Source organism: Pseudomonas sp. p21, assembly GCF_001642705.1.
GTDB lineage: Bacteria > Pseudomonadota > Gammaproteobacteria > Pseudomonadales > Pseudomonadaceae > Aquipseudomonas.
Genome location: NZ_LWBV01000007.1, coordinates 120,850 through 137,477, shown reverse-complemented (window position 1 = coordinate 137,477; position 16,628 = coordinate 120,850). Strand labels below are relative to the sequence as shown.

Annotated in this window: 17 protein-coding genes, 2 pseudogenes and 1 riboswitch; of the genes and pseudogenes, 7 read left to right on the top strand and 12 right to left on the bottom strand. The window is 62.4% G+C overall.

Features of this window, described 5'->3' with window-relative positions:
- Position 1 precedes the first annotated feature (1 nt).
- Genes A4C63_RS19855 through A4C63_RS19845 form a run of 3 tightly spaced genes read right to left on the bottom strand, consistent with a single transcriptional unit; the run spans position 2 to position 1,593 of the window.
- Positions 2 to 958, bottom strand: a complete 957-nt coding sequence (locus A4C63_RS19855; protein WP_063914201.1) for a hypothetical protein — start codon at positions 956 to 958, stop codon at positions 2 to 4.
- 33 nt (positions 959 to 991) lie between these two features.
- On the bottom strand, positions 992 to 1,192 hold the full coding sequence (locus A4C63_RS19850; protein ID WP_156510894.1) for a hypothetical protein: 201 nt from the start codon (positions 1,190 to 1,192) through the stop codon (positions 992 to 994).
- Positions 1,189 to 1,593 (bottom strand): hypothetical protein, encoded by a 405-nt coding sequence (locus A4C63_RS19845; RefSeq protein WP_063914199.1) that lies wholly within the window; start codon positions 1,591 to 1,593, stop codon positions 1,189 to 1,191. The genes A4C63_RS19850 and A4C63_RS19845 overlap by 4 nt, the downstream gene beginning before the upstream one ends.
- A gap of 531 nt (positions 1,594 to 2,124) precedes the next feature.
- Here A4C63_RS19845 and A4C63_RS19840 point away from each other — a divergent pair.
- The gene (locus A4C63_RS19840; protein ID WP_063914198.1) at positions 2,125 to 2,331 is read left to right on the top strand and encodes a hypothetical protein; all 207 of its coding nucleotides are present in this window, start codon (positions 2,125 to 2,127) and stop codon (positions 2,329 to 2,331) included.
- Positions 2,332 to 2,464: 133 nt separating this feature from the next.
- Complete coding sequence (locus tag A4C63_RS19835) at positions 2,465 to 3,001, top strand: recombinase family protein (RefSeq protein WP_063914197.1); 537 nt, start codon at positions 2,465 to 2,467, stop codon at positions 2,999 to 3,001.
- Between the two features lie 493 nt (positions 3,002 to 3,494).
- On the opposite strand, the gene A4C63_RS19830 is transcribed toward A4C63_RS19835, so the two are convergent.
- A complete protein-coding gene (locus A4C63_RS19830) occupies positions 3,495 to 4,823 on the bottom strand; it encodes a site-specific integrase (RefSeq protein ID WP_082888379.1) in 1,329 nt (442 codons plus the stop codon).
- Positions 4,824 to 4,970: 147 nt separating this feature from the next.
- Between A4C63_RS19830 and A4C63_RS27105 the strand changes: the two are divergent.
- Positions 4,971 to 5,753: pseudogene (locus A4C63_RS27105) on the top strand (PAS domain-containing protein); the annotation flags it as partial.
- A 42-nt stretch (positions 5,754 to 5,795) separates the two neighbouring features.
- Complete coding sequence (locus tag A4C63_RS27100) at positions 5,796 to 6,290, top strand: methyl-accepting chemotaxis protein (protein ID WP_256202958.1); 495 nt, start codon at positions 5,796 to 5,798, stop codon at positions 6,288 to 6,290.
- On the opposite strand, the pseudogene A4C63_RS19820 reads toward A4C63_RS27100, so the two are convergent.
- The 8 genes and pseudogenes from A4C63_RS19820 to A4C63_RS19785 all read right to left on the bottom strand — a co-directional run bounded on the left by A4C63_RS19820 (position 6,265) and on the right by A4C63_RS19785 (position 13,767).
- Positions 6,265 to 9,536, bottom strand: a pseudogene (locus A4C63_RS19820) (transporter substrate-binding domain-containing protein). The gene A4C63_RS27100 and the pseudogene A4C63_RS19820 sit on opposite strands and share 26 nt — an antisense overlap.
- A gap of 13 nt (positions 9,537 to 9,549) precedes the next feature.
- A complete protein-coding gene (locus A4C63_RS19815; RefSeq protein ID WP_063914195.1) occupies positions 9,550 to 10,164 on the bottom strand; it encodes a response regulator transcription factor in 615 nt (204 codons plus the stop codon).
- Between the two features lie 221 nt (positions 10,165 to 10,385).
- Positions 10,386 to 10,628 carry a DUF1272 domain-containing protein gene (locus tag A4C63_RS19810; RefSeq protein ID WP_063914194.1) on the bottom strand — a complete coding sequence of 81 codons (243 nt, stop codon included), beginning with the start codon at positions 10,626 to 10,628 and terminating at the stop codon, positions 10,386 to 10,388.
- Between the two features lie 66 nt (positions 10,629 to 10,694).
- On the bottom strand, positions 10,695 to 11,447 hold the full coding sequence (gene cobM / locus A4C63_RS19805; RefSeq protein ID WP_063914193.1) for a precorrin-4 C(11)-methyltransferase: 753 nt from the start codon (positions 11,445 to 11,447) through the stop codon (positions 10,695 to 10,697).
- 34 nt (positions 11,448 to 11,481) lie between these two features.
- Positions 11,482 to 11,868: a cobalamin biosynthesis protein gene (locus A4C63_RS19800; RefSeq protein ID WP_063914192.1), complete on the bottom strand. Its 387-nt coding sequence runs from the start codon at positions 11,866 to 11,868 to the stop codon at positions 11,482 to 11,484.
- Complete coding sequence (locus A4C63_RS19795; RefSeq protein ID WP_063914191.1) at positions 11,868 to 12,554, bottom strand: CbtA family protein; 687 nt, start codon at positions 12,552 to 12,554, stop codon at positions 11,868 to 11,870. Before A4C63_RS19795 ends, A4C63_RS19800 begins: the two co-directional genes overlap by 1 nt.
- A gap of 9 nt (positions 12,555 to 12,563) precedes the next feature.
- Positions 12,564 to 12,752, bottom strand: coding sequence for a CbtB domain-containing protein (locus A4C63_RS19790; RefSeq protein ID WP_025339304.1), 189 nt, complete (start codon positions 12,750 to 12,752; stop codon positions 12,564 to 12,566).
- 92 nt (positions 12,753 to 12,844) lie between these two features.
- A riboswitch (cobalamin riboswitch) is annotated at positions 12,845 to 13,069 on the bottom strand.
- Positions 13,070 to 13,287: 218 nt separating this feature from the next.
- Entirely contained in the window at positions 13,288 to 13,767 is a 480-nt protein-coding gene (locus tag A4C63_RS19785; protein WP_063914190.1) for a GNAT family N-acetyltransferase, read from the bottom strand.
- A gap of 125 nt (positions 13,768 to 13,892) precedes the next feature.
- Here A4C63_RS19785 and A4C63_RS19780 point away from each other — a divergent pair, with 125 nt between their 5' ends.
- From A4C63_RS19780 to A4C63_RS19770, 3 genes are all read left to right on the top strand, one after another.
- The gene (locus tag A4C63_RS19780) at positions 13,893 to 14,522 is read left to right on the top strand and encodes a LysE family translocator (RefSeq protein WP_063914189.1); all 630 of its coding nucleotides are present in this window, start codon (positions 13,893 to 13,895) and stop codon (positions 14,520 to 14,522) included.
- Between the two features lie 20 nt (positions 14,523 to 14,542).
- On the top strand, positions 14,543 to 15,415 hold the full coding sequence (locus tag A4C63_RS19775) for an alpha/beta fold hydrolase (RefSeq protein WP_063914188.1): 873 nt from the start codon (positions 14,543 to 14,545) through the stop codon (positions 15,413 to 15,415).
- Positions 15,416 to 15,511: 96 nt separating this feature from the next.
- The gene (locus tag A4C63_RS19770) at positions 15,512 to 16,399 is read left to right on the top strand and encodes a pirin family protein (RefSeq protein ID WP_063914187.1); all 888 of its coding nucleotides are present in this window, start codon (positions 15,512 to 15,514) and stop codon (positions 16,397 to 16,399) included.
- Positions 16,400 to 16,628: the final 229 nt, after the last annotated feature.

Below are 16,628 nucleotides of genomic sequence, written 5' to 3'. Positions count from 1 at the left end.
TTCAAATCCCCGCTTCCTTGATCTGCTCGGCGGTGTAGCCGGCCTGCATCAGTCGGTTGACTACGGCCTGCCGCGACTTGCCCGCTGCCACGGCGCCTTTTGCGGCGGCGAGGTCACCACTGACTGCTGGCTTGCGGGTGTTCGGTACCCGGACCTGTGGTTTCGCTGCGGCGTTACCACCGGCTGCGGACATTGGCAGGACACCGACCGGGCCTTGCTGTAGACCTGGAGCATACGACTGGAGGTTGCCGGTACCGGGCAGGCTGGGCACAGGTTCGGCCTCGGCGCCCATGATCGCCTCAGTGGCGGCGTCGGCACCGGTTGCATCCTTGGACTTGCGGCCGGGGCTGTACTGCGGGAAAGGTTTTCCGTAGACCTCATATTGGCCGGTCTGCGGGTTGAGCACATGGCGCTGCATCATCCCGTCACCAAGGGGCTGGTCCAGCACCTGACGCTGCGTGGGCATGCGCGGGCTGGACGATCCAGTGTTGGCGCCGATGCGTGCTTCACGTTCGTTGAACTGGGCGCTCTGCTGAGCCAGCGAGGCTTGGCGATGCTGTTGCATGTTGTCGCTGTTGGTGGCGCGGATCAGTTCGGATGGGTCCACACCAAGCTGGGCCATTTGACGTGCGAGGGGGCTGAGGCTTGCGAGGAAGGCGGGGTCTTGGAGGCGGGCGCGGTACTCGGCTTGCTGCTGTGCCTTGGCTTGAGCAGCTTGTTGGCGCAGTTGCTGGTCGGCCTGCTGGGCCTCGATCATCTGGCGGCGGTAGTCGCCAAGTTCCTGCTGGCGCTTCTGCTCGCCGTACATCTGCACAGCTCGTCCACCCGCTTGGCCAATGGCCTGACTGGAACTGCCTTGGCGACCTTGCGCCAGCAATTGGAGGCCCATCAAAAGGCGGGGGTCCTGCATCAGACTGCCGACGTTCTCGGCACTGAAATAGTCTGCAATACCGGGCATTTCTCCTTACTCCACCAGCGCGGCGGCTGGTAATCAATGGGTGGTGAACCCGCCGTTGTCGCGTTCTTCCAGTGCCATGAGCTGCATCAGCACAAGTTCACGCTCCAGCGAACGAATGACTTTGTAGTGGCCTTCGATCAGCAGCTGTTGCATGCCGATGGCCAGTTGGCTCAGGTCGGGGGTTTCGGTCGGTTGGCCGATCAGGCCCGTGGTCATCGAGGTTGGAAGATTCATGGTTGCTGCTCCGTGGTGATGGCGGCTTTGAGGTCCAGCTGTTCGTCGAAGGTGAGGTCGTTGGGGCACAGCAGTGGGCGCATCTGGTAGGTGCCGTCTGGATTGGGTGTCAGGTAGAACGGGCCGACCTTGCCGTGCTTACTGCGCAGGCGGCGGGGTTCAGTGCGGCCGGCCAGCGCCAGACGCAGACGGACTTCGGCTTCTGTGAGGTGGGCGGTCTGGTCGAAGGCGAACTGTGCGAGGGCAGCCAATGCAATGGCGTGCTCAGGTCGACCCGGGGCTGGGCCATGCACAGGGATGCGGGGCAGTTCGGTGTGGTGGCGGATGGCAGCGGGGGTGACGGCGCACAAGTCGGCCAACTGGCTGGTAGTGACGGCTGTCGTACTGGACTTGGAGTTCATTGGCGCATCCCCCCGGATGTTCCGCTAATGAACTAACGTTATTGTAAGTTGGTTGTCTATACAATAACTTTCCGACGAGCGGCATGTTTATTGCATGTAGACGACTCGGCGTAAAAATTCTTTTGCGGGCAGCGGGTTAGAGTTACCGAGACAATTTATCCCGGTACCGTTTGCGTTCTTTTAACTGGTTATTGGCACAAGTTGCTGTTTTAGCCTGGGAATTTTAAGTTTGCGTTTATGAGTTACCGTTTAGATTTATACGGAAAATTAAAATTTAAGGATTTTATGATGGGATTTTGAGGGGATTTTTAAGGGGGAGGGGCATCGCACATTGGCGTCGGTGCAAGGGGCACAGGTTTTAGGCCGAAATTCTTGGAAAATTTCCGTGGGGACTTACCCCTAGTATTACGTTTCAACGATCACGCAAAGGACGACACACCCCTACCACGGCCGACTTTCCAGCCCGGCAGGGGCGCATTTTCTGGCGGCCTGACGCTACGCTTGACCGATAGCCATTGACCCGGAGCAATCATGGACAAAGCGACAGTAACTGCAGATACCCTCGAACTGATCCTGCTTAACCAGCAAGCCCTGCGCGCAGGCATTGAGGAACTGGCGCTGTGGATCAAGCAGCGAGGCTCTGTCCCCGCTTGCGATAGCGTGATGATTGCCCTGCAAACGCTGGACGCTAACGCCGAGGGCATCGAGCAAGGTATTCGGGTGCTCAGGGGTGATTGACTCAGTGTATTCACAAGTACACTCATGACCACTAGTCGGAATGAACACAGGTGCCTGCGCTCCAAGCTTGCTGCGCCACGGTTTTAGGGTGATGCTGTCTATGTCTAGACTTATGAATACATAGGTGAACAGCATGGACATTGGCTATATCCGGGTCAGTTCGACCGACCAGAACACTGCTCGTCAGCTCGACGGCGTGACACTCGACCAGGTATTCACCGACAAGGTGAGCGGCAGCACCGTGGAGCGCCCAGAGCTGGCCTTGCTGCGTCGTTCGTTGCGAGCTGGTGATACCCTGCATGTGCATAGCATCGACCGCCTAGCGCGCTCCCTGAGCGATCTGCTGGGGCTGGTCGAAGAGTTCAGGGGCAAAGGGGTGATCCTGCGATTCCACAAAGAGAATCTGACGTTCACCGGCCAGACAGACCCGATGCAGGATTTGATGCTGAGCATGATGGGCGCGGTTGCACAGTTTGAGCGGGCAATCATCCGCGAGCGTCAGGCCGAAGGTATCGCCAAGGCCAAAGAGGCAGGGGTCTATGAGCGGCGCACTGCAGCCAAGGGTAACGCTGCGATTATGGAACTGCGTGACTCAGGCATGTCGATACGGGCTATCGCGCAGAAGCTGGGCATTGGCGTCAGCACAGTTCAACGAGCGTTAAAGGGTTGATTGTGACTCTCAGAAGCCAAGGACGGCATAGCGGCGAATGGCCAATACTGTACGAAAATACATACATGGCACATGGCCAATGATGGCGCGTCAGGTTCCTAGTTTTAGTCAGGTTCCTAGGTTCTGGCCTATTCTGCCGACGCCGGGCTGCTGCACAGCGTTATACGGCTATGCGTATCGGGGTATACTCCTTCCTTTTACACCCCCCCTATATCTTATAAAAAACTAATAACCTAAGAACCAAGCCACGTAACCACTGTGCTAAGGCCTCTCAGAAGGTTACTAGGTTCATAGCCCGCCTCATAACCTGTGCCCAAAACCTAAGAACTAGGAACCACATTTATCGATATATATCGACTTTAATTTTAGCTTTACAGCTCGTCACTGCCTCGGTTACTAGTTCTGCCCACTGAAAAACTAGTAACTTTTTCTGGTTGTCGCACCTGCGCTCTCTGGAAGTGCCATCATTTCCAAAGACCCAAGAACCCCGATTTCAAGTCCTCGGCAGTGGGGTATCGAGGGAGGGCAGCGGTGCTTCGGCCTGCGCTCTGGAGATGCCGTTGACCACTTCAAACCAAAGGTCCTCAATGTAGTCCGCCCACTTCTGCATGGCCTCCCGCCGTTGTGCCAGCAGCTTGGCCCGGGCATAGGCAGTCCCAAGGCTCCCGGTATCCTTTCGCTTGTGCCCTAGGCAGGCATCAAGTACGGCTTGGCGAATGCCTAGTTCTTCCTCGCCCAGTATGTTGAATGTCGCCCGGAAGCCGTGGGTAGTAAGCTCGCCATGTTTGTAGCCCATCGCACGGATCTGGCGTAGCAGGGATATTGAAGCGATGGGACGCCCGGCCTTTTGGCTGGAAGGCAAGACCCAGCCTGTCAGCACAGGTTCGACGGGGGTACGGCCACCGCTGCCGAAAGGGGTCGGCACCTGTGCTATCCGGCGTGCCTGTTGCCGTTCCTTGAGTAGGTTCAACTGGCCCACCGCCTGCGTCGGCAGGAACACGATGTGGTCCTTATTCGTCTTTGACATGTGGTAGCGCCATTCACCCTTGTCCAGGTCGAGTTGTTCCCAGCGCATCTGCACCAGTTCATTGGAGCGGACTGCCAGCAGCACCATCAGCCAAAGACCCGAGACGATAGTGCTGCTGTTCGTGTCATTCAGGCGGCGGATGAACTCCTTGAGGTCGTCGGGGTTCTCGATGGCGGCGTGGTGGACTGTCTTTGGTATGTCGACCAGTTTGATACGACGGTCAGCGATGTTCTCCTTGAGCACGCCGAGGTCAATGGCGTAGTCGAGGATTTCCCGGACCACACTGTGTGCCTTCTTGGCCATGGTCGGGTATTGGGCAAGGCCCAGTATCAGGTCGCGCACCTGCATGTACTGCAGGCGGTCGACCTGCATGTCGCCAAAGCGGGGCAGGATATGGTTGTTCAGCACGGAGCGGTAGCCAGCCTGCGTCTTGGCGGCCTTCTTCGACTTGTAGATCAACCAAAGATCCGCGACACGCTGAAATGTCCATTGCTCCTTTTCCAGTTGGGCTGCGATGCGCTCCTTCTTGGCAGTCAGTGGCTTGATACCTTCGGCAACCAGCGTGCGCGCTTCCTGCCCCAGCTGACAGGCCCGGGCGTGGCCGATATCAGGAAACTTGCCTATGGTGAAGAGGCCACCGACACCATGCAGCCGGTACCGGAGTCGCCAGACCTTGGCCGTCTCTGTGACATGGAGGAAGACACCGGGCACCGAACCCTCGGTGTACTTGCCGGGGGTGGTGATACCACGGGCAGCAGCATCGCTGTTGGCCTGCTGTTTTACGCTGTGGGGCACTGTGAGTATCCGCTGTTCAAGGTGGTATGAAAATCTGTGCGGATACTACCACTGGCCCGCTGGACAATGCAGCGATTTGGAGTATCTTGAATCTAAGGATCGCCAGAAACCGAGGGTTTCGTTGGTGGCAACGGGAGCATAGACAGGATGTTCGATTTCCACCGCAAGTCCGATCTGGTCGAGATCCAGCGCAGTCATCAGGCCTTGGCCAGCTTGCAGGCCAAGCTGGCGGCGATCAGCCGCTCCATGGCAATGATCGAGTTCGCCCCAGACGGCACAATCCTCGATGCCAATGAGCGCTTTTGCCAGGCCATGGGCTACAGCGCGGACGAGTTACGCGGCAAGCACCACCGGCTGTTCTGCGACCCCGACTACGCGAAAAGCGCCGAATACCAGCAACTGTGGCGCGAACTGGGGCAGGGCAAGGCCATCAGCGGTACCTTCGAGCGCATTGACAAGGCCGGCCGCGAAGTCTGGCTGGAAGCCAGCTACATGCCGGTACTGGATGAAAAGCGCCAGGTTAGCAGCGTGATCAAGGTGGCATCCGACATCAGCCAGCGGGTGATGGAGGAGCACGAGAGCGAAAGCCTGCTCAAGGCCATCAGCCGCTCCATGGCGGTGATCGAATTCACCCCGCAGGGCCGGGTGATCAAGGCCAACCAGAACTTCCTCGATACCATGGGCTATCGCCTGGACGAGGTGGTCGGCCGCCATCACGGGCTGTTCTGCCTGGCGCATGAGCGCGAATCGGCCGAATACCGCGAGTTCTGGGCTTCGCTCAACCGTGGCGAATACCATTCGCACCGTTTCGAACGCATCGATAAACATGGCCGGACGGTCTACCTGGAGGCTTCCTACAACCCGATCTTCGACAGCAAGGGCCGCTTGTACAAGGTGGTGAAGTTCGCCAGCGACATCACCCGCCAGGTCAGCACCCAGCAAAGCGCCGCCGATGCTGCCCATGCCAGTTCGGTGCAGACCGATGCCTGCGCGCGCAAGGGTACCGAGGTTGTGCAGCAGGCGGTGCAGGTGATCGAGCAGATTTCCCATGAGCTCAACGATGCTGCACGCAGCATCGATGCGGTGAGCAAGCAGTCGGATGTGATCGGGCAGATCGTGCTGACCATCCGTGGCATTGCCGACCAGACCAACCTGCTGGCTTTGAACGCGGCCATCGAGGCGGCCCGCGCCGGCGAGCACGGGCGTGGTTTTGCCGTGGTGGCCGACGAGGTGCGCAGCCTGGCGGCGCGAACCAGCAAGGCCACCCTGGAAATCGTCGACGTGGTGCGGCAGAACCAAGACCTGTCGCTGTTGGCCGTGGCCAGCATGCAGTCGAGCCTGAAGCGCACCGATCATGGTGTGGCGCTGGCCAACGAGGCTGGCACAGTGATCATGGAAATCCAGCAGGGTTCACGGCACGTGGTGGACGCCATCAGCCAGATCAGTTCGACGCTGCAATTGCACTGAGCGCATCGCCCAGCTCGTCCAGCAAGGCCTCCAGGCTGGCTTGTAATTGCAGGCGCAAGTCAGCCGTCGACAGGCCTTGGCCGTGGGCCTGTTCGATGGCTTCGCAATCCTTGACCAGTGTGCGCACCCTGAGCATCTTCGCCCCACCCTTGATCCGGTGAGCCAGTGCGCGCACCGCCTCACCGGGGGCGTCCGCCGCCAGTGCACGCAAGGTGCCCAGGTCTTCGCTGATGCTTTGCGACAGCTGTTCCAGCAAATGCCGAATCAGTTGTTCGTCGTCCTGGGTCAGGTGGCGCAGTTCGCTCAGGTTGAAGCCGCTGCCGGGCCGCGCCGGCGGCTGTTGCCGGGCACGCGCCTGGGGCAGGTGGGTCTTGAGCGTGCGCAGGCCAATCGGTTTGAACAGGCATTCGTCCATGCCGCTGGCCAGGCAGCGGGCACGCTCCTCGGCCTGGGCGTTGGCGGTGACGCCGAGAATCCGGCATGCCGCCAGGCCGCGCTCGCCCTCGAGGTTGCGGATGCGGCGGGTCAGCTCGTGGCCATCCATGACCGGCATGCTGCAATCGGTGATCACCAGGTCAAAGCGCGCTGCCTGCCAGCGCGCCAGCGCGATTTCGCCGTTTTCCGCCAACGTCACGCGGTGCCCCAAGGTCTGCAGTTGCCGCTCCAGCAGCAGCAGGTTGGCGGGGTAGTCGTCGACCACCAGTATGTTCAGCGGTCCGCTGCTGCTTTCCAGCGTCGGGGCGTGCTGTTGGACCTGCTCCGGTGCTGCGCAGGCGGGCAGTTGCAGGCTGACCTGCACCTTGGTGCCAACGCCTTCGACGCTCTGCAAGCTCAAGTTGCCGCCCATCAGCTCGGCCAAGGTGCGGCTGATGACCAGTCCCAGGCCAGCGCCCTGGCGTGCCCGGGGGCCGTCGGCCTGGACGAAGGTATTGAACAGCCGGGCCTGGTCGGCCGGGCTGATGCCGATGCCGGTGTCTCGCACATTCAGTTCCACTGCCAGGTGGTCGTTGTCGGGGGGCGTGGGCAGCAGCAGGCTGGCGTGGACTTCGCCGCGATCGGTGAACTTGATGGCGTTGCTGATCAGGTTGGACAAAACCTGCTTGAGCCGCAGCGGATCAGCCAGCACCCAGACCGGTGCAACGGGCAGTTCGCTGTGCAAATGCAGGCCTTTGGCCCTTGCATTGCCTTCGAACACCCGCACGGTGGCACGTACCAGTTCGACCAGGTTGGTGGGCACCGGCTGCAGGGTAATGTGCCCGGATTCGATGCGGGAAATGTCGAGAATATCGCCAATCAGTTCAAGCAGGCCGATGGCCGAATCATGGGCGGTCTGCAGGGTCTGGGTGTCGCAACGGCCGCCGCGGCTGTCTTCCAGGGCCAACTCCAGCAGGCCGATCACGGCATTCATCGGGGTACGGATTTCATGGCTCATGGTGGCCAGGAAGGTACTTTTGGTCTGGCTGGCCTGTTCGGCGTCGTCCTTGGCCTGGCGCAGTTGTTCGAGCAGGCCGCGGCTCAGCGCCAACTGGGCTTGCAGCGCGTGCTGGGCCTCGGTGCGCTGGTTGATCAACTTGCGCAGGTAGCTGTTCCAGAACACTACCCCGGCCAGCAGCAAGGCCGACAGCACCAGCACCTGCAGGGCCAGGGTGCGGTAGTCACGCCAGGGGCTGTCACTGACCAAGGTACTGGTGCGCCAGCGGTTGATCAGCTGGTCCAGCTCTTCGGGTGGAATGCTCAGTAGTGCCTTGTCGAGGATTGCCTGCAGCTGGGGTTGGCCCGCGGCCACGGCGAAGGCGGCGACGGCCGGGTCGTCGTCGAGCACACTGGCGATGCGCAGGCGGTCCTTGAACACATGGCTGATGTAGTAGGCAGCATTGATATGGCTGCTCAGGGCGACGTCGGCGGCACCGTTGGCCACGGCTTCCATCAGGCCGAGCGGGTTGTCCACTTCGACCATCCTGGCCTGCGGGTAGCGTTGTTGCAGCAGGGCCTGTTGCGGCGAGCCGCGCACCAGGGCGATGCGCTGGCCATCCAGCGCCTTGGTCTGCGCCGGTGATGCGTTGTCGCCGCGGGTTACCAGCACCCGCGGGCTGACCAGGTAGGGGCGGGTATAGCGCAGTTGTTTCGAACGGTCCGTGCCGTAGCCCAATGCGCCGATCATCTGCGCATCGCCGCGTGCCAGGCGCTCGACCATTGCCTGAGCCGAAGGGCTTTCGACCGGCTTGAAATGCAGCCCCGTACGCAGCGAGATCTGCTTGAGCAGGTCGAGGGTAATGCCGCTGGGGCGGTGCTGGGCGTCGTTGAAGGTCAGCGGCGCAAGCGATGTGTTGACCAGTACGCTGATGCTGGGGTTGGCAGCGATCCAGGCTTCTTCTTCTGCGCTCAGGGCGGTGACGTGGCGCTGCAGCAGCAGGCTGGTGTTGCCACTGCTCCAGCGGCGCAGGATGTTCAGGCGTTCGCTTTCGCTGATGCGCGCCAGCGCCTTGTCGACCAGTTGGCGCAGGCCCGGGTTGTCACTGGCCAGGGCAAAGGCAAACGCCCCGGGGGCGACCTGGCAGAAATGGTCGATCTTCAGTGTGCCCTGGTAACTCTTGCCAATCGCGAAGTCGGTACTGATGGCATCGCCCAGGTAGGCATCGGCCTCGCCCAGTTCGACGGCGGCCAGCCCGGCCAGGGTCGAGCGATACAGGCTCAATTGCGCCTTGGGGTACAGGGAGCGGACGCTACTGGCGGGCAGGTAATGATCGACCATGGCCAGGCGCAGGCCGGCAAGGTCGGGCGTGTTCTTCAGGCTGTGCCCCTCGGGGTGACGATGACCGGCAGGTCGTCGGCATAGGTCGCACTGAGGATGAGCTGTGCATCCGCCGCCTCGAAGGCGTTGGAGCTGCCCAGCAGGTCGATACGGCCCTCGCGTAGGGCAGCTATGGCTTCGTGGCGGCTGTCGTAGCGTCGCACTTCGATGGGGATGCCCAGCTGTTCGGCAATGATGCCTGCGTAGTCGGCGCTCAGGCCTTCGTAGTCGCGCTGGCTGACGTTGATTTCGAGCGGCGGGTAGTCGGGCCGCGAACTGCCCAGCACCAGGTGCTGGCGTTGCTTTAGCCATTGCCGCTCTTCGTGGGACAGCGCGAGCGGGGCGGCGGCGCTGACCGAGCGGGCCAGCAACTGGCGGGGTTCGCTGTTGGCGAGCAGCGCGCCGGGACCGGCCAGGCCGATGGCCAGAAGGGCGCTTGCCAGCAGGCGCTTCATCGCCGTCAAGTGCTCAGTAAACGCTGTTGCGCTTGGCCAGGTCGACCATTTCAACCAGCGATTCGGTCTTGAGCTTCTCCATGATGCGGCCCCGGTAGGTGCTGATGGTCTTGGCACTGAGGTTCATGCAGGTGCCGATATTCTTGTTGTTCTCGCCGCGCGCCAAACGCCGCAGCACTTCCATTTCCCGGTTGGACAGGCTGGCCAGGCGCACCGGCTCGCTTTCCAGCGAGTTGCTGTTGACCGACATCTGCGGGAAGGTCGAGTAGCCCTTGACCAAGGCCTTGAGGGCGAACAGCAACGCCTCGTGATCTTCTTCCTTGGTGACGAAAGCGCCGATGCCGGCATCCAGGCAGCGCCGCACATACAGATCGGTGGCCTGGCCGGTCAGCACCATGATCTTTGGGACTGGCTCCAGGCATTGCAGGCGCTTGATCACTTCCATGCCGTCCAGGCCGGGCAGGCCGATGTCGAGAATGACCACGTCCGGGCGCAGTTCGCGGGCCACCTGCGCCACCTCGCTACCATTGCCGACCTCGCCGACGACATGGAAGCGCTCGCGTTCGAGCAACATGCACAAGGACAGCCGGACGATGGGGTGGTCGTCGACGATCAGCACGGTAGTCATGAGGAAAACTCCTGTCGGGGTGTGGTCCGCTTCCTGGATCACTCAGGAATACGTCTGCAAGTGGGGTTATCGGAAGCGCTGCACGATACGACCATTCCCGAAATTTGGTAATGCCGAGTATAGAAGTGTTGAAAGTCCCCGCACTTTTTGTTGAAAAGTCCTACAAAAATGGGGAAAGACATCACCCTACCAAAGCGGCAATGTCTGTTTTTTGAGGTCGGTCAAGCGCAGGCGGAGTGCGATTTGGTCACGCGCTGGGTCGAGGCGGGGTTGTTGGCCAGCGCCCGGCCAACCCGTGTCGGGCGTGCCACCAACTGGCCGGTGCAGTTCGGGCAGCGGCCCTGGAAACGGGTCTCGGCGCAGGTGCGGCAGAAGGTGCATTCGAAGGAGCAGATCAGCGCGTCGGGGCTGTCACCCGGCAGGTCGGTATCGCAGCACTCGCAGTTGGGGCGTAGGTCCAGCATGGGCATGACTCCTGTTTGCAGGCGGGAACCTGGAGTCTGCTACGCCCGCGGCGAAGCTGGCAATGCTCAGTCGCCAGGGCGATACAGGTGGGCGTGCCCCGCGCGGTACAAGGACGATTCGGCAAACGGTGCATCGCCCAGTACGTGGCCCACCAGGATCAACGCCGTGCGCCGGAAGTCCTTGGCCGTGACGCGTTCGACGATATCGCCGAGGGTGCCGCGCACCCAGTCCTGGTCCGGCCAGGTGGCGCGATGCACCACCGCCACCGGGCAGTGCGCGCCGTAGTGCGGCAACAGTTCATCGACGATACGCGACAGGTGCTTGACCCCCAGGTGAATCGCCAGGGTGCTGCCGTGGCGCGCCAGGTCACCCAGTTGTTCGCCGGGCGGCATTGGCGAACTGTCGCCATAGCGGGTGAGGATAACGGTCTGCGCTACCTGCGGCAGCGTCAGTTCGCAGCCGAGCAGGGCGGCGCTGGCCGCCGTGGCAGTGACTCCGGGGATGATCTGGTAATCGATGCCCAGCGCCTGAAGGTGGCGGATCTGCTCACCGATGGCGCCGTACAGGCTGGGGTCGCCACTGTGTACCCGGGCCACATCCTGGCCCTGCTCATGCGCGCTGCGCATGGCGGCAATGATCTGTTCCAGGTGCAGTTCGGCACTGTTGATCACGGTCTCGGCCTGGTGGCCCTCGAGCACGGCGGCCGGCACCAGCGAACCGGCATAGATGATCACCGGGCACTGGCGGATCAGCCTTTGGCCCTTGACCGTGATCAGTTCCGGGTCGCCGGGGCCGGCGCCGATGAAGTAGACCGTCATGGAAAGTCCTTGCAAGAAAGAGGGGGTGAAACGTTCAACAGGCCAGGGCGAGGGTGGCCGGGCCCAATACCTGGCGCGTCAGCAGCAAACTGGCCGTGCCAAGCCGCTGACTGGCCAGGGCCAGTGCCGCACTCTCGGCCACGCCCCAGCAGCCGCTGTGGGCATGGGCTGCGGCGGAGCGGTGGCTGAGTTGGTGTTCGTAGGGTTGCAACTGCGCGGTATCGTACAACACCAAGGGCACGTCGAGGCGTTCGGCCAACTGCTGCAAGCCGGCTTCGTCGGCCTTCAGGCTGATGCTGGCGATGCCGTGCAGGTCGGCCAACGCCAGGCCCTGGTTGTCCAGGGCCTGGTGTAGCAAGGCTTCCAGCGTATCCGCCGGGCAACCCCGGCGGCAGCCGAAGCCGGCGTAAAAGGCTGGCATCAGGCCTTGCTGGAGCGCCGGAACAGCCATGCGCTGAGCAGGCCCAGGGCCAGCCAGAAGGCCGCGTTGGTCAGCCAGGAGGCCACTTTGAACTGGGTTTCCAGTGCGGCAGGGGCCAGGCTCTCGTGCACCTCGGGTTGCGGTGCACCGATTACATGGGGAATGACCAGCAGCACGGCACCCAGCGCCTTCAGCAACCAGTGGCGGGCGAAGACCAGCAGGGCCAGGCCCAGCGCAGTGGCACTGGCGGTGCCGACCCACCAGGCTTGGCGTTGTCCCAGGTCGGCGGCTGCAGTACCTGGCAGTTCCGGCGGCAGGCCCAGGGTCGGGGCCAGGCAGAACACGACGAAGCCGGCCAGGCCCCACAACGCACCGGTGCCGGCACGCTTTGGTTCGCGCAGGTTGTAAAGGGCGGTGAGGATCAGGGCGAAGCCAACCGCGACCACCAGGTTGCCGCCGGTGGTGGACAGCACCCGCTGCCAGCCGTCTTCCGGCGACCAGGCTTCGGCGCTGTGTTCATGGGCGGCCACTTCACCAGCATGTTCGTGCTGGGCGGCCGGAGCCGCGGACTCGTAGGTTTCTGCCTCGAGAATGAGCGGGGCGACCCAGAAGCTTTGCAGCAGGGTCAGCAGCAAGGCCGCCAGTAGCCCGCTGAAGCCCGCGGTACGGGCAATGCGTGTGATCATCGGGCGTACTCAGTGGCAGGGGAAGGCGGCGCTGTGGCGGGTGTCGTGGGCGGCGTTGTGCACGGCCTCGATGTGCGAGAAGCCGGCGAAGTACACCAGGCACAGGCCCAGCAGGCTGGCGCCCACGGCGATGACGACACGCTGGCTGAGGGTGACGGGGGTGGTGATGCTATGTTGCTTGGCGCTGGTGACGGGCATGACGCGTTCCTCTGCTTTTTGTGGGCAATGGGCAAGCGCGGCAGCCCCGAGCGTGGCGGCCCAGGGGAATGCAACAGCGCCCGCCCACCGCGGGGTGTTCATGAACGCCAGGCCGGTCTCCGGGCTTGCGAGGAGGAGCCAGGCTCCTGGAAGGCGTCACCTTCCCATGCCCGGTGACCGGGCACAGTGGCACAGACGCTTCGCTCGCTTACCGTTGCGGGGGCAGCACCGGCCTTGTCCGGCCCTGCTGGAGGGCCTGCGACGCACCGGTTTCCCGTTTCACCCCCATTGGGGGCACCTGAACGCGAGGCATAAGGAGAGCATGGGGCGGGGCTGGCGTCAATTGCCAGAATTGAGTTTGCGGGGGCTCCGGGCATCCTGTGGGAGCGGCTTCAGCCGCGAAGAATCCAACGCGGTGCATGGCACCGGCTGCGCCGGTGTTCGCGGCTGAAGCCGCTCCCACAGTGTCCCTGCCGAGTGATGCGCAGTTCCAGGAGAGCGGGTTTGACCGGAAACCGGACGCAAGCGCCCCCGGTTATCCCCGGGCAAACGCAGCCAGCTTGTCCCCATCCAGCCGGTAGCGCACCCACTCATCCTGCGCCTCGGCCCCCAGCTTCTGGTAGAAGCCGATCGCCGGTTCGTTCCAGTCCAGCACGCTCCATTCCAGCCGCCCGCAATTATTCGCAACTGCCTCGCGGGCAATGTGTTGCAGCAACTGTCGCCCGGCGCCGTCGCCGCGTTGCTCAGGGGTGATGTACAGGTCTTCCAGGTAGATGCCGTTGCGCCCGAGCCAGGTCGAGTAGCTATAGAAGTACACGGCAAAGCCGATGGCCTGGCCATCGCGTTCGCAAATCAGGCTGTGTACGGTGCTGCCCTCGCCAAACAGGCTGTTTTCGATATCGGCAACGCTCGCGATCACCTCGTGGCGGGCGCGTTCGTACTCGGCCAGCTCGGTAATGAAGGCCAGGATCTGCTCGGCATCGGCGCGTACGGCAGGGCGAATGGTGAGGCTCATGGTGACGGCTTCCTTGGTCTGGTGGTAGCGGTACAGCGATGTGTATCTACACAATTTAGTAGAACTGTACCGGTCGCAGAGGAGGGCGACTCCGTTAGTGTGACAGCACCCATAACGAATGTGGAATGCCTGCCATGCTTGCCTCTGCCGACCTGCTGACCGCCTTCGTGCTGTTTGCCTTTGTATCTTCCATCACGCCTGGCCCCAACAACACCATGCTGCTGGCCTCGGGGGTGAACTTCGGCGTGCGTCGCTCGATCCCCCATGCCATGGGTATCAGCATCGGGTTCATGGTGATGGTGCTGGCTGTCGGCCTGGGCCTGGGCGAGGTGTTCAAGGCCTGGCCGGCACTGTACACGGTACTGCGCTACACCGGGGCCACCTACCTGTTGTACCTGGCCTGGAAGATCGCCACCTCCGGGCCGGTCGGAACAGCCTCGTCCAGTGCCCGCAAACCGCTGGGCTTCTGGGGGGCGGCGGCCTTCCAGTGGGTCAACCCCAAGGCCTGGGTGATGGCAGTGGGGGCAATCACCACCTACACGCCGGCGCAAGGCTATGTGACCAACGTCATTGTCATTGCCGCCTTGTTCGCCTTGGTCAACCTGCCCAGCGTGGGGGTGTGGGTGATGTTCGGCAGTGCCCTGCGCAACCTGTTGCAGAACCCGCGCTGGCTGATGCTGTTCAATGTCCTGATGGCCTTGTTACTGGTGATTTCACTGTACCCGCTGCTGTTTGTAGAATCGGCGTTTTCCTGACCTGCGAGTACAGTAAGCCGATGCAGTTGATTCCCTGGTCCCACGAATGCGCCGAAGGCTTCACCCTGCGTGGTTGGCGAACCCCGGCCAGTGGCAAGCCGCTGCTGCACTTTCTGCACGGCAACGGCTTCTGCTGCCTGGCCTACCAACCGTTGCTGATGCGCCTGGGCGAGCATTTCGACCTGTGGCTCAGCGATGTCCAGGGCCATGGTGACAGTGACCATGGCGGAGTGTTTCGTGGCTGGAACCGTACCGCTGCGTTGGCAGTGGACGCTTTCGAAGCCGGACGAGGCGAGTATGGCGACGTGCCGCGCTTTGCCGTGGGCCACAGCTTCGGTGGCGTACTGACCGGCCTGATCCTGGCCAGTGAACCGCAACTGTTCAGGCGTGCGGTGCTGCTGGACCCGGTACTGTTCAGCCGGAGCATGCTGGGTGTAATGGGGGTTGCAGCCCTGGTCGGCTTGCACCAGCGTCATGCCCTGGCGCGCAAGGCCGCCAGCCGTCGCAGCCACTGGCCTGACCGCGAGGCAGCCCTGGCTTCGCTGCAGGGGCGGGGGATCTTCAAGGGTTGGACCGATGCGGCGCTGCGGGCCTACATCGAGCATGCCATTGGCGACTGTGGCGAAGCGGTGGTGCTCAAGTGCCGACCCAGCCGCGAAGTGGAAATCTTCAGTTCGTTCCCCAAGCGCATGTGGGCAAGCCTTACGGCGATCCGCACGCCCACGCGGGTGCTGTATGGCGAGCACACCTACCCCTTCGTGCCCCATTCGGTGAACCGCCTGGCGGCGCTCAACCACAATGTGACCGCGCAGCAGGTCGCCGGCGGGCACTGCTTCATGCAGGAGGACCCGGCCACGGCTGCCGAACAGGTGCTCGGTTTCTTGCAAGGCTAATTGTTCCATCAGTGGAACGATGAATGCCAAACCAGCCAGCTACCGGCTGATTGGCGTCATTGATAAGGTTATCTCAACCAAGAGAGGAGCCTTCTCATGAAAAAGATTCTGGGTATTCACCGCAGCCCTCACGCCCACTGGGTAGGTGATGGTTTCCCGGTGCGCAGCCTGTTCACCTACGACAACCTGGCCAGCAAGATCAGCCCGTTCCTGCTGCTGGACCATGCCGGCCCTCACGACTTCACCCCGACCAGTGCGCGGCGCGGCGTTGGCCAGCATCCGCACCGCGGTTTCGAGACCGTGACCATCGTTTACCAGGGCGAGCTGGAGCACCGTGACTCCACCGGCGCTGGTGGCTTGATCGGCCCCGGTGACGTGCAGTGGATGACGGCTGCCAACGGTATCATCCATGAAGAGTTCCATTCCCCAGGTTTTGCCCGCAGTGGTGGTACGCTGGAGATGGTACAGCTGTGGGTCAACCTGCCTGCGCGGGACAAGCGCGCAGCGGCTGGCTACCAGACGTTGCTGGCCGAAGACATCCCGGTGGCGACCCTGGACGGCGAGGGCGGTAGTCTGCGGGTGATTGCAGGTGACTATCGTGGCCACTCGGGGCCGGCGCGGACCTTTACCGCCATGGATGTCTGGGACCTGCGCCTGAATGCCGGTGCAACCTTGCAGTTGCCGGTGGCCGCCGGGCGCAATGCGGCGCTGGTGGTGTTGCGCGGCAATGTGCGGATCAACGGCGAGCGCGAAGCCGGGCCATCCAGCCTGGTGCTGCTTGACCGGGGCGGTGAGGATGTTGCCGTCGAAGCGCTGGAAGGTGCCAGCCTGCTGCTGCTCAGCGGTGAGCCGATCGACGAGCCGATCGTGGGTTATGGCCCGTTCGTGATGAACAGCCAGGCAGAGATTGCCGAGTCGTTCGACGATTTCCATGCCGGGCGGTTCGGGCAGATGCAGGATGCGCGGGACGGTGCTGCACATTGATCCTGGTTGATTGAATGGCTTGTCCGGCCCTGTCGCACAGATAACTGAATTTGCAAGCGATCCTCGTACCCTGTGGGAGCGGCTTTAGCCGCGAAGAGTCCAACGCGGTGCATGGCACCGGCTGCGCCGGTGTTCGCGGCTAAAGCCGCTCCCACAGGGTCCCTGCTAATTCAATGAGTCATGTGCAGTTCTATGAGCGCTGGCTTGCCGGCGACAGGGCCGGTACAGG

What these genes read in the sequence shown, in the direction of transcription:
- A4C63_RS19855 (WP_063914201.1), bottom strand. Translation starts at nt 958, where the DNA reads ATGCCCGGTATTGCAGACTATTTCAGTGCCGAGAACGTCGGCAGTCTG.
- A4C63_RS19850 (WP_156510894.1), bottom strand. Translation starts at nt 1,192, where the DNA reads ATGAATCTTCCAACCTCGATGACCACGGGCCTGATCGGCCAACCGACC.
- A4C63_RS19845 (WP_063914199.1), bottom strand. Translation starts at nt 1,593, where the DNA reads ATGAACTCCAAGTCCAGTACGACAGCCGTCACTACCAGCCAGTTGGCC.
- A4C63_RS19840 (WP_063914198.1), top strand. Translation starts at nt 2,125, where the DNA reads ATGGACAAAGCGACAGTAACTGCAGATACCCTCGAACTGATCCTGCTT.
- A4C63_RS19835 (WP_063914197.1), top strand. Translation starts at nt 2,465, where the DNA reads ATGGACATTGGCTATATCCGGGTCAGTTCGACCGACCAGAACACTGCT.
- A4C63_RS19815 (WP_063914195.1), bottom strand. Translation starts at nt 10,164, where the DNA reads ATGACTACCGTGCTGATCGTCGACGACCACCCCATCGTCCGGCTGTCC.
- A4C63_RS19810 (WP_063914194.1), bottom strand. Translation starts at nt 10,628, where the DNA reads ATGCTGGACCTACGCCCCAACTGCGAGTGCTGCGATACCGACCTGCCG.
- cobM (WP_063914193.1), bottom strand. Translation starts at nt 11,447, where the DNA reads ATGACGGTCTACTTCATCGGCGCCGGCCCCGGCGACCCGGAACTGATC.
- A4C63_RS19800 (WP_063914192.1), bottom strand. Translation starts at nt 11,868, where the DNA reads ATGCCAGCCTTTTACGCCGGCTTCGGCTGCCGCCGGGGTTGCCCGGCG.
- A4C63_RS19795 (WP_063914191.1), bottom strand. Translation starts at nt 12,554, where the DNA reads ATGATCACACGCATTGCCCGTACCGCGGGCTTCAGCGGGCTACTGGCG.
- A4C63_RS19790 (WP_025339304.1), bottom strand. Translation starts at nt 12,752, where the DNA reads ATGCCCGTCACCAGCGCCAAGCAACATAGCATCACCACCCCCGTCACC.
- A4C63_RS19785 (WP_063914190.1), bottom strand. Translation starts at nt 13,767, where the DNA reads ATGAGCCTCACCATTCGCCCTGCCGTACGCGCCGATGCCGAGCAGATC.
- A4C63_RS19780 (WP_063914189.1), top strand. Translation starts at nt 13,893, where the DNA reads ATGCCTGCCATGCTTGCCTCTGCCGACCTGCTGACCGCCTTCGTGCTG.
- A4C63_RS19775 (WP_063914188.1), top strand. Translation starts at nt 14,543, where the DNA reads ATGCAGTTGATTCCCTGGTCCCACGAATGCGCCGAAGGCTTCACCCTG.
- A4C63_RS19770 (WP_063914187.1), top strand. Translation starts at nt 15,512, where the DNA reads ATGAAAAAGATTCTGGGTATTCACCGCAGCCCTCACGCCCACTGGGTA.